Source organism: Acinetobacter sp. HR7 (assembly GCF_000773685.1).
GTDB classification, from domain to species: Bacteria; Pseudomonadota; Gammaproteobacteria; order Pseudomonadales; family Moraxellaceae; genus Acinetobacter; species Acinetobacter thermotolerans.
Genome location: NZ_JPQO01000144.1, coordinates 1 through 11,004, shown reverse-complemented (window position 1 = coordinate 11,004; position 11,004 = coordinate 1). Strand labels below are relative to the sequence as shown.

At 45.2% G+C, this 11,004-nt stretch carries 10 protein-coding genes and 2 pseudogenes; 4 read left to right on the top strand and 8 right to left on the bottom strand.

The annotated features are described in order from the left end of the window. Positions 1–51: 51 nt before the first annotated feature. The 8 genes and pseudogenes from GW12_RS06415 to GW12_RS06385 all read right to left on the bottom strand — a co-directional run. Positions 52–261, bottom strand: a pseudogene (locus GW12_RS06415) (NYN domain-containing protein); the annotation flags it as partial. 20 nt (positions 262–281) lie between these two features. Beyond that, entirely contained in the window at positions 282–1,037 is a 756-nt protein-coding gene (locus GW12_RS06410) for a hypothetical protein (protein ID WP_034585107.1), read from the bottom strand. A 90-nt stretch (positions 1,038–1,127) separates the two neighbouring features. Next, positions 1,128–3,770 (bottom strand): type I DNA topoisomerase, encoded by a 2,643-nt coding sequence (topA, locus tag GW12_RS06405; protein ID WP_034585104.1) that lies wholly within the window; start codon positions 3,768–3,770, stop codon positions 1,128–1,130. A gap of 32 nt (positions 3,771–3,802) precedes the next feature. Next, positions 3,803–4,252: an ammonium transporter gene (locus GW12_RS06400; protein ID WP_034585101.1), complete on the bottom strand. Its 450-nt coding sequence runs from the start codon at positions 4,250–4,252 to the stop codon at positions 3,803–3,805. A 112-nt stretch (positions 4,253–4,364) separates the two neighbouring features. Next, positions 4,365–4,778: a hypothetical protein gene (locus GW12_RS15200; protein WP_152598539.1), complete on the bottom strand. Its 414-nt coding sequence runs from the start codon at positions 4,776–4,778 to the stop codon at positions 4,365–4,367. Next, positions 4,736–5,017 (bottom strand): PIN domain-containing protein, encoded by a 282-nt coding sequence (locus GW12_RS15195; RefSeq protein ID WP_052127892.1) that lies wholly within the window; start codon positions 5,015–5,017, stop codon positions 4,736–4,738. The genes GW12_RS15200 and GW12_RS15195 overlap by 43 nt, the downstream gene beginning before the upstream one ends. Positions 5,018–5,036: 19 nt before the next feature. Further along, positions 5,037–6,035 (bottom strand): hypothetical protein, encoded by a 999-nt coding sequence (locus tag GW12_RS06390; protein ID WP_034585097.1) that lies wholly within the window; start codon positions 6,033–6,035, stop codon positions 5,037–5,039. A gap of 181 nt (positions 6,036–6,216) precedes the next feature. Then, positions 6,217–6,462, bottom strand: coding sequence for a SlyX family protein (locus GW12_RS06385; protein WP_034585093.1), 246 nt, complete (start codon positions 6,460–6,462; stop codon positions 6,217–6,219). Positions 6,463–6,496: 34 nt separating this feature from the next. Between GW12_RS06385 and GW12_RS06380 the strand changes: the two genes are divergently transcribed. The 4 genes and pseudogenes from GW12_RS06380 to GW12_RS15395 all read left to right on the top strand — a co-directional run. Beyond that, the gene (locus GW12_RS06380; RefSeq protein WP_034585090.1) at positions 6,497–8,404 is read left to right on the top strand and encodes an ATP-binding cassette domain-containing protein; all 1,908 of its coding nucleotides are present in this window, start codon (positions 6,497–6,499) and stop codon (positions 8,402–8,404) included. 122 nt (positions 8,405–8,526) lie between these two features. After that, entirely contained in the window at positions 8,527–9,462 is a 936-nt protein-coding gene (gene lpxL / locus GW12_RS06375) for an LpxL/LpxP family Kdo(2)-lipid IV(A) lauroyl/palmitoleoyl acyltransferase (RefSeq protein WP_034585088.1), read from the top strand. 23 nt (positions 9,463–9,485) lie between these two features. Next, on the top strand, positions 9,486–10,595 hold the full coding sequence (locus GW12_RS06370; protein ID WP_034585086.1) for a glycosyltransferase family 4 protein: 1,110 nt from the start codon (positions 9,486–9,488) through the stop codon (positions 10,593–10,595). 166 nt (positions 10,596–10,761) lie between these two features. Continuing rightward, positions 10,762–10,986, top strand: a pseudogene (locus GW12_RS15395) (transposase); the annotation flags it as partial. Between the last annotated feature and the right edge of the window lie 18 nt (positions 10,987–11,004).

The window sequence follows — 11,004 nt, the reverse complement described above, 5'->3', positions numbered from 1 at the left end:
TGGCCTAACTTAAATAAAAAAATCTCCGACAAACCCGGTACGGTTCACTGTAGTATAAGCAAATTGCTGTACAGGAATTATGGCATGGGGCAAAAGAACATCACGCCAACTCTTTAGATAATCACTACTCCAATCACCATAAATTCTTTTAACACTAGCAATACCATATTTGGCAATTTCTTCTAACAGAGGTTCTACGAGTGCAGCAGATGAATTATCTGCATCGATTAAAACCGCTAATTTTTTATTATCTATTTCCAAAATATCCCCTAAAAAAATAACTATTTCCAACCTAATTCTAGAGCAGTAGTTTCATTAATCAATGTATATTCTAAAGACTCCGGCATTTTGCTGCTGGTTGGTGAAATTGGAATATGGCCTGCCATCAGCTCGGCTTTGGCTTGTGGAAATAAAGGCTGCTGATTCGGGAAAGCATAACCTGCTGGATAGATCGGCTGTCCTGTACTCAAATCATATTTATCACTGGCACCAAAGGCATGCAGCAATTCATGCACCAGCACAATCTTGTTCTGTTCAGTCTGTTTTTTCGATGCAAACAGATTGACCGAACCAATCCGGCCTTTTTGCAAAGCCGTGGAATGCTTCAACACCTTGTTCCGGGCTGGATCGTAATAATTTAGGTATAACGTGACATTGGCTGATGGGTCTGAGCTTTGCTGCTGTTGCCAGGCATAGAAGCGGAATTTTAGACTCCAGAAAATAGTATCTAAAATCGAAGCCTGCTCCGGCACTTTCGGTGGTAATTGTTTTAGTTCACGGCCAAGATTGAAATAAAAATAGGTCGGCTGTCCACGGTATTGCTGTGCTGCTTTTTCCAAGTATTCTCGTGCCCCATTCAAGTCTTCAGCAGACAGCTGCTGGATATATTGCTGGGTTATTGCTGAACCATCGGCATTAATTGGATGCAAGAGCACAAAGACCGGTTTGGACCAGTCCTGATTTTGATCCCGATAAGCATTCACGGCGACTACAAATAAAATCAGCAGCAGAATCAGGATTCGGATTTTTTTCCACATACGTTCAGATCAACTTGACTTGTTGTTTTTATTCATTTGTATTATCCATAAAAAATGCCGACCGGAGTCGACATTTTTTGATTTTAAAACTTAGGCTTCCACCCATTTTCCATCTTTATAGATCATGGACCATTTGGTTTGCTTACCTTCAGACGTTTCCGAACCGATATATTGTGCCTGGTTCTTACGGCTGAATTTCACCAAAGTCGGGTTTCCATCTGGATCAGTATCTGGCGCCTGTAACAGGAACTGATATTTTGGATCCAGCTGATCGGCTACAGTACGCAATTCAGCAACTTTCGGCGCACGGGTTTCACGTACTTTCGGGAACTTACTGGCTGCCAAGAATAGACCGGCAGCACCATCACGCAGGACAAAGTAATCATCATGCTTGGTTGAGCGCAGGTGTTCCATCTTGATTGGATCAACACGCGGAGGCGCAGGCTGACCATTTTTCAAGACTTTACGGGTATTATCACAGCTCGTGCAGGCAAAGTATGGACCAAAACGGCCTGTCTTCAGCTGCATTTCCCCATCACATTTATCACATGGGATGGTTGGGCCGTCATAACCCTTGATCTTGAACTCGCCTTCTTCCAGATCATAACCAGCGCAGTCTGGGTTATTCCCGCAGATATGCAGTTTACGGCCACCATCAATCACATAGCTGTCCATAGCAGTTCCGCAAACTGGACAACGTTTTTTCGACATCAAGTCAGCAGTTTCTGCTGCATCATCATCAGATAGGACAGCGAGTGATTCAACCGGGGTCAGGTTCAGAGTACCCTTACAACGCTCTTTTGGCGGCAGGTTATAACCTGAACAGCCCAAGAACACTCCGGTAGTACCGGTACGGATCTGCATTGGGCGGTCACATTCTTTACAATGCACTGCATCGACTTCTACCGGCTGGTTGCGGCGCATGCCGTTCTCACCCTGTGCCGTAGTCAGACGATGTTTGAAATCACCGTAGAAGCTGTCCAGCAGCTCTTTCCAGTTACGTTCACCATCTGCCACTTTATCCAGCTGACCTTCAAGGTCTGCGGTAAAGTCATAGTTCATCAGGTTATTGAAACTTTCATCCAGACGGTCGGTGACAATCTCACCCATCTTCTCGGCAAAGAGACGACGGTTTTCCAGTTTCACATAACCACGATCCTGAATGGTCGAGATAATCGCAGCATAAGTTGAAGGACGACCAATACCTTTTTTCTCAAGTTCTTTGACCAGTGATGCTTCGGTAAAACGTGCTGGTGGTTTGGTGAAGTGTTGCGATGGATCAAGTTTTTCCAGTTTCAGCACTTCGCCGACTTTCACTGCCGGTAACAGTACATCATCATCAGACTTGTTCTGACCACGAACTTTGGTGAAACCATCAAATACCAAGGTGCGGCCTTTGGCTTTTAATTCGACACCATTGGCATCAACCAGAATGGTAGAGGACAGATATTCTGCTGGTGTCATCTGACAGGCCACAAACTGGCGCCAGATCAGGTCATACAGACGCTGTGCATCACGTTCTACACCCTGTAGGCTATCCCCTTTCAATGCCACATTAGACGGACGTATCGCTTCGTGGGCTTCCTGTGCACCGGCCTTATTGCCATAACGGTTAGGCTTGGCTGGTAAATATTTCTCGCCATATTCCATTTCAATATGGCCACGCACCATATTGACTGCATCATCGCTCAGGAAGGTCGAGTCGGTACGCATATAGGTAATGAAACCTGCTTCATACAGACGCTGTGCCAGCATCATGGTTTTCTTCACCGAGAAACCAAGACGCGTACTTGCGGCTTGTTGCAGAGTCGAAGTGATATACGGCGCGCTTGGATTGACCTTAGTGGGTTTGTCCTCACGGCTGATGACTTTATATTCCGCAGCTTTCAGCACATCCAGTAAAGCATCCGTTTCCGCTTTGTTGTGCAGTTTTAAAGTCTTGCCATTCTGCTTAACCGCTTCTAAGCGAATATCATCTTTTTTGGCTTTGGTATCAGCAAACACCTGCCAGTATTCTTCAGGAATAAACTTGCGGATTTCACGTTCACGTTCCACTACCAGTTTCACTGCAACCGACTGCACACGACCAGCAGACAGACCACGCGCAATTTTTTCCCACAGCAATGGCGAGATCATGAAGCCAACAACACGGTCCAGGAAGCGGCGTGCCTGCTGCGCGTTGACCTTGTTGGTATCCAGACGGGTTGGATGCTTGAACGCTTCCTGAATGGCATTTTTGGTAATTTCGTTAAAGACTACACGCTGGTAACGTGAATCATCGCCGCCAATCACTTCTTTTAAGTGCCAGGCAATTGCTTCCCCTTCACGGTCCAAATCCGTTGCCAGGTAGACTTCATCGACCTGCGATGCCAGTTTTTTCAGTTCAGAAACAACGTTTTCTTTGCCCGGAAGCACTTCGTATTTGGCTTTCCAGCCATGTTCCGGGTCGACGCCCATACGGTTAATCAACGCCTGCTGTGATTTTTCCGCTTTTTCCGCTTCAGTCAGCTTGGTTCGCGTCGCTGGCTTTTTCTCGGCCGTTTTAGCAGAACCACCTGTCGGCAAGTCACGGACGTGACCCACCGATGATTTCACGATGTAATTCGGACCGAGATATTTGTTGATTGTTTTCGCTTTTGCAGGCGACTCCACAATCACCAAGGCACGCTTACTTCCAGCCTCAGAAGACTTCGCTGTGCTGCTTTTTGATGTGGACCGAGGAGCATTCGCCATAATTAACCGTTAATCCTGTATATTCTAAAAAATTAAAGTTCAGCCAAGGTGTGTAAAAGTGCCTTGATGTCGTCGAGCTGGGTTGCTTTTAAGTCAGATTCTTCATCCCAATACAGTCCAACACAGTTTGCCTGCATATCAATAGCATAAATGCCCTTTAATGCAATGGGAAAATCTTTAAATTTCTCATCCCCTTCGACAACCTGCAATTTCTGTTCGACCACACAGGCACGCATCAATGGCAGACGAGCTTCTGGAATCAGCACACTGTAATAGGCCACCATGCTGGCACGTTTTTCCGTTGCCATCGGCACTTTGGTCCAGTCAGGCGCAGCCACCAGACGTGGATGCAACCCCATCTTACGTGCTTTCTCACGCATGATGCCCAAAGCCTTTTCTCGCGGACTGACACGCAGACCAAAAATAGACCCCAGTACAAATACGATGATAACGACGGCGACCCAGATTCCTGTATTTTCCATAGCTCAACCTTTATGTTCTATTATTAGAGTTGCATAAGCACAATATAAAAGGCAAGTGTCCGCTTATAAATTCAAGTAAATGCCGATCAGCTCAAGTAAAAACAGCAGAATATTAGGCGGAAATTTTAAGGTACTTTTCGATCAAATTATTTTCATAAATCACTTTCTTATTTTCAATCTGGATGATTTTGGAGCGGCGCATACTTTCGATCACAATGCTGGCTTCCTGATCTTCTAGCTTCAGACTCGCTTTAATCGAATTCAGCAATGAATCGACTTTCGCTGGCCGGCTAAAATTAGCTTTGAGTAAATTTTCACAATATTTCAAGGTAAAAGGTTGGAGGTTTTGTGAGGGTTCATTTACTGCGGATAAAGCCGGCTCAGTCGTAGCAACTTCCACTTTTTTCTGCTTCACCACTCGGGCCTGAAAACCATTTAAAGTCAGCAAATCGACAATGTATTTCATCGAACGGTCATTCGACATCACATCAAAAATAGCCTTTTTCTTTTGTTCTTTGACTGACAATTGACCCGCCAAAAAAAAAGACCGAAATCAGCTGAGTTCGGTCCACTTTTTGGCATTTTCAGGAGTTTTAAACGCTTTTCAACCACAAATGGGGCTAGTGCATTCAGTTCATCCAAGTTGAACTTGATCTGAGGATTAGCATAAGCAATATAAATTTTGGAATACTGCTGAAGATACTGGCTAATTTTCTCACCATTTTTATGTACGTTCTCAATATCCAGTAATAAAATTTTCTTCATAGCCCCTCATGAAATTCTTCTAATTTAAAGACATTTCATGACTATATAACACTTCGTGGCCATTCCAGTAAATATAACCTTTTTCAATCAGTTCCTTGAGCAACAGACGTACATCGGATTTCGGGAACAGTTCTTCCAGCAGATCACGCAATTCATAAATATCTTTCGGTTTGTCCGCCTGCAGTTCACGTAACTTACGCGCCACTTCCAGCTGCACATGATCAATCCGGGAAAAGTTGCGGAACAAGGCTTGTTGTGCTGACTGAACTGTCGGTTTCTGCTCTTCCTCAGTTTCAGGCTGGTTAAAACTCAGCTCTGCAATCGCCTGACTCAGATCACGTGGTGTATTTTTACCAGCGTTGAGATCCAGTTGCGACCACTGTTTAAGGATTTTTTTACGGAAGGCAATCTGATCTTCATAACGCTTGACGATCTTGAGATTAATCAGCATACCCACCAGATGCTGCGCCTTTTCCGGCACCACCTGCAAGATATTCATCATCGAATTTTTCAGGGTTTCCAGCGTGGTTGGTTTGCCTGTCATTTTCGCCAAGGCGTCACAGTATTTTTTCACTAACTGCAAAGCCGGTTTTTTCTGAATGGTTTCGATACTTGGTAGCTTGAATTTGCTCGCTGGCTTATTTTCAGATTCTGCTTCGGCCTGTACCTGAATCAGACTGCAGCTGATATTGGAACCGATCAGCATCTGCATCAGCATTTCACTGCTGTCCATGGCTGAAATCAGTTCAACATGCGTTCCCTCTTCCAGCAGCGCCATCAACTGGCCCACTACCACCGCATATTCATATTCACGCTGCTCTGCCTTTGGCGTATCCAGAATCACGATTTGCCCGGTGGCAATCCATTCTGCAAACTCGGTCAGATCGATCAGTTCAAATTCAAACTTACCAGCACAACTGAACAGATACAGGGTAGAAAAATGCTTGGTGATATCTCGCAACAGACTGGCTGTCGGGAAATTATTTTCAAGGTCGAGTAAAACAACTTTCGGAGACATGGGAAAAACAATCTGAAGTCAAAAACGGGAGAGAACGCTATTAGATTAGCATGAATCCTAAAGGTCAAATGATTTTAAATGTACGCGGCTTCATCGGATGCATCTTGCCGAATTGACTAAATTATGTCCTATAAAAGCGAAAACCCTCACGAGGAGGGTTTTCAGCAAACTAAGTCTTTCATTAATAATGAGGTGGACGATTTTCAATCGGATCAAATGCCGCAACACCCTCAGACAAATCTGCTTCTTCGATGCGTTGATACAGCAGCTTCATCTGCTTATGAAGATCTGCAATTTCCAGGTTCTGCCTAGATACTTGCTGGTTGAGCTGTTCAACTAAATCATCCAAAAATGCAATTCGGACTTGCAAATCTTCAATGGGTGCGGAAAATGACGCCTGATCATTTCGATTTTGTTGTTTAGTCATTTTAAGTCCTCATCTAGGATTCCAGGAAACCATTATGGCATATATTACCCTACGGGATGTCCACCTTGCATTTGGCGGCCCCGCACTGCTCGACGGCGCAAACTTCAGTTTGGAACGCGGTGAACGAGTGTGTTTAATTGGCCGTAATGGTGAAGGTAAGTCTACCCTACTTAAATTGATCGAAGGAAGTCTCCTCCCTGACAGCGGTGAAGTTTCTTTACAAAATGGCATCACAATCTCAATGTTAGCCCAAGATGTGCCGATGGATTCGGGCAAAGTGGCGGACATTGTCGCAGAAGGTGCCGGTGAGGCCGCTCAGGTACTTCGAGATTACCATGCCGCGAGTGATGCCTGTGTACTCGGTGATATGGAAGCCTGTGACCGCATGGGACATTTGCAACATCAAATGGACCAACTGGATGGCTGGGCTTTAGAAACCAAAGTGAATTCTATCCTCAGTAAAATGGGACTGGATCCAGAAGCGGATCTGGCTGATTTATCCGGTGGTCGTAAGCGTCGTGTGTTATTGGCACGTGCCCTGCTCAGCCAGCCAGATGTACTGCTGCTGGATGAACCAACCAACCATCTGGATGTGGAAAGTATCGAATGGCTGGAAAAATTTCTGCTCGACCAAAATAACCTGACCCTGCTATTTATTTCGCATGACCGTGCCTTTGTGGATAGCATCGCCACCCGTATCGTGGAACTCGATCGCGGTATTCTGCGTAGTTATGAAGGCAACTATTCACGCTATCTGAAACTGAAACAGCAGCAGATGGAAGCAGAAGAAAAGCAGAATGCCTTGTTTGACAAGAAACTGGCTGAAGAAGAAGCCTGGATTCGCCAAGGCATCAAGGCACGTCGTACCCGTAATGAAGGCCGTGTCCGCGCGTTAAAAGCGCTGCGTGAAGAATCCAAAGCCCGTCGCTTCCAGCAAGGCAAAGTCAGCATGGCCACTCAGGAAGCACAGCGTTCCGGTAAATTAGTGTTTGAAATTGAACATCTCAGTGTCAAGTTTGGTGACAATCCGCCTATCATTAAAGATTTCTCTGCACTGGTGATGCGTGGCGATCGTATCGGTCTAGTTGGCGATAATGGTGTGGGTAAAACTACACTGATTAAAGCCATTCTGGGAGAAATCGAGCATGGTGGCAAGGTAAAAACCGGTACCCAATTAGAAATTGCCTACTTTGACCAGCTACGCAATGTGCTTGATCTGGAAAAATCCGTGAAAGATAACGTGGCTGAAGGTTCAGACCATGTTGATATTAACGGTCAGCGTCGTCACATCTATAGCTATTTACAGGACTTCCTGTTCTCGCCAGAGCGTGCCCGTACCCCGGTTAAGGCTTTATCGGGTGGTGAACGTAACCGTATCCTGCTGGCAAAACTGTTGCTGAAACCATCGAATCTGATCGTGATGGACGAACCGACCAACGATCTGGATATGGTGACCCTTGAGCTGCTCGAAGAAATGCTGTCTGAATACAAAGGCACCCTGCTGCTGATCTCGCATGACCGTGCCTTTATGGACAATGTGGTGACTTCAACTTGGGTCTTTGACGGTAAAGGCCATATTGATGAATATGTAGGCGGCTATCAGGATTATCTATTGCAACGCCCCGATCAGACCGTCGTCGACCAGAAAGCAGCGGTGAAAAAAGCCCAAGCCAAAGCGGAAGCCGCTGCTGCACCCGCGCCAGCAACACCAAAGAAAAAACTCAGCTACAAAGATCAACGTGAACTGGAACAGCTGCCTGCAGAAATCGAAGCGCTGGAAAATGAACAGGCTAAACTTTCTGATAAACTGGCGGATGGTTCATGGTTTGTCACTGATGCTGATGCAGCAACCAAAGCGTCCCAGCGTCTGGCTGAAATTGAAGAGCTATTACTGGAAAAACTGGAGCGCTGGGATGAGCTGGAAAATATGACCACCGGTTAGTTTTTTCAACCGCCCTCTACTTAAGCATCTGTATCCGTACAGGTGCTTTTTTATTTTCGCTTTTTTATTTCAAAATCGTCTTCTGCTACACTGCAGCTATCTTTAGGTTTAAACAGCATATTATGAGTAAAAAGCCAGATTACCAACCCGGTGAATTTCAATGGTCTTTCCTGTCTCCACAGTATTGGGGTATCTGGATTGGCATTGTATTCCTGATGATTCTGGCTATTTTACCGTGGGCAATCCAGTACCGACTGGCACAGATCATCGGTAACCTGTGTTTTAAATATTTAAAATCCCGTCGTAAAACTACTGTACGTAATCTGGAAGTCTGCTTTCCGGAATGGTCTGAACAGGAGGTTCAGGAAAATGCCCGTCAGGTGTTTATTGATCAGATGACGGGGATTTTTGAAACCCTGAATGCCTGGTACACCCCAAAATGGTTTAAAGGTCGTGTCACGATTGAAGGTTTACAATATATCCAGCAAGCACAAGCTGAGGGTAAAGGTGTTTTATTGCTTGGAACGCACTCCACCCTATTAGATGCTGGTGGTTATCTCTGTTCACAATATTTTGAACCAGACGTGGTCTATCGTCCGCAGAATAATCCCCTACTAGATATGCTGATTTATCGCTGCCGTGCCACGATTTATGCAAATCAAATTGATCATGATGATATGCGTGGTCTGGTGCGTAACCTAAAAAATGGGCATGCGATCTGGTACAGTCCGGATCAGGATTTTGGTCTCAAGCAAGGGATCATGGCGCCCTTCTTTGGTGTTCCGGCTGCGACGGTAACTGCACACCGTCGTTTACTGAAAATGACCAAAGCCGCTGCGATTCCACTGTATTTCTACCGTCATGGGGATATCAAAGATCCGAAATACCATGTGTTGATTGAGCCACCTGTGGAAAACCTGCCAAGCGAAGATGAACTGGATGATGCAACTCGCGTGAATCAGATTATTGAGCGTCAATTACGAATCGCACCAACCCAATATATGTGGTTCCACCGCCGCTTTAAGACCCGCCCAGAGGGTTATGAATCTATTTACTGATCCACAAACACAAGGAAATAAACATGAAAGTGATGCAGCTTTTGCCTGAACTGAATAGCGGTGGTGTGGAACGTGGAACACTAGAAATTGCCCGGGCACTGGTGGCTGCTGGACATGAGTCGCTAGTTATCTCCAATGGAGGCCGACTGGTGGCTCAGCTGGAAGCTGAAGGTTCGACCCATTTAACTTTGCCGATCCATAAAAAAGCATTATCCAGTCTTTGGCAGATTCGTCCACTACGTCGACTGATCGAACAACATCAGCCAGACATTGTGCATGTACGTTCCCGTGTACCTGCCTGGCTGACCCATTTCGCCCTCAAAGGCATACCAGCACACAAACGTCCCCATCTGATTAGTACGGTGCATGGTTTCTATTCGATTAACCGTTATAGCCAGATCATGACTCAGGCAGAAAAAGTCATTGCCGTTTCCGACAGTGTGGTGAAATACATTACGGATAATTATAAAAACTGTCCCCCACAAGATATTGTGCGTATTTACCGCGGCATTGACCCGCAGGCTTTTCCGCATGGCTACCAGCCTTCTGCCCAGTGGATCAACCAGTCCTTTAAAGATTTTCCTGAACTGGAAAACAAATTCCTGATTTGCTTGCCTGGGCGTATTACCCGGCTAAAAGGCCATGAAACCCTGATTAACTTGATTGAAAAATTGCTTGCTAAATATCCGCAGGCGCATGCCGTCGTAGTTGGTGGTGCAGATCCGAAAAAAGCCACCTATCTGAAAGAGCTGGAAGAAACCATTCAGAATAAAGGTTTAAGTGAACATATCACTTTTGTCGGCCACCGTTCTGACATCCGGGAATGGCTGGCTTTCAGTGATGTGGTTCTGTCTTTGTCGAACCAAGCTGAAACCTTTGGACGGACTGCCCTTGAGGCTCTTTCAGTCGGCACACCCGTAATCGGCTGGAACCGTGGTGGTGTCGCAGAAATCCTGTCACATCTGTATCCACAAGGCTTGATTAAAGTCGATGATCAGGAAAGCCTATATAAAACTGTACAAACGCATATCGACTCACCACAAGAAGTTGCACCTGTAACCATGTTCAGTCTGGAAGATATGTGTAATCAGACATTGGACCTATATCAACAAGTTGCCCAACAGGCTAAATGAACTGTTCCTATATAAACCCAGAGGGCTTCCCTATACATGAGAAGCCTAAAGCCTCACAAAACTCATAATTATTAGATAATTTATTTTAGGGTGTGTTGACACTTTTAGCTTAAAAAAATAGCGAAGTAGTAAAATCAAATCACCAAACCCAATTTTACTATTCGCTATGCCTCGTACCATGCTGACAGATCAACACTGGCAAAAGTTGAAAGTTATTCTGCGCAATTTATCCATTCACCACAACTCAAATTTACGCAATTTTATTGAAGCTATTCTCTATAGAATTAGAACAGGCTGTCCGTGGCGAGATATTCCTTCTTGTTTTGGTCATTCCAACTCTATTTTCAAACGTTTTAATCGTTGGTCAAGCAGCGGTAAGTTACTTAGATTAACCTGAGTTCGATGAAAT

Bases quoted from the DNA above. Each gene is read 5' to 3' on its own strand.
- GW12_RS06400 (WP_034585101.1), bottom strand. From the start codon at position 4,252: ATGGAAAATACAGGAATCTGGGTCGCCGTCGTTATCATCGTATTTGTA.
- GW12_RS06390 (WP_034585097.1), bottom strand. From the start codon at position 6,035: ATGTCTCCGAAAGTTGTTTTACTCGACCTTGAAAATAATTTCCCGACA.
- GW12_RS06410 (WP_034585107.1), bottom strand. From the start codon at position 1,037: ATGTGGAAAAAAATCCGAATCCTGATTCTGCTGCTGATTTTATTTGTA.
- GW12_RS15195 (WP_052127892.1), bottom strand. From the start codon at position 5,017: ATGAAGAAAATTTTATTACTGGATATTGAGAACGTACATAAAAATGGT.
- topA (WP_034585104.1), bottom strand. From the start codon at position 3,770: ATGGCGAATGCTCCTCGGTCCACATCAAAAAGCAGCACAGCGAAGTCT.
- GW12_RS06380 (WP_034585090.1), top strand. From the start codon at position 6,497: ATGGCATATATTACCCTACGGGATGTCCACCTTGCATTTGGCGGCCCC.
- GW12_RS06370 (WP_034585086.1), top strand. From the start codon at position 9,486: ATGAAAGTGATGCAGCTTTTGCCTGAACTGAATAGCGGTGGTGTGGAA.
- GW12_RS06385 (WP_034585093.1), bottom strand. From the start codon at position 6,462: ATGACTAAACAACAAAATCGAAATGATCAGGCGTCATTTTCCGCACCC.
- lpxL (WP_034585088.1), top strand. From the start codon at position 8,527: ATGAGTAAAAAGCCAGATTACCAACCCGGTGAATTTCAATGGTCTTTC.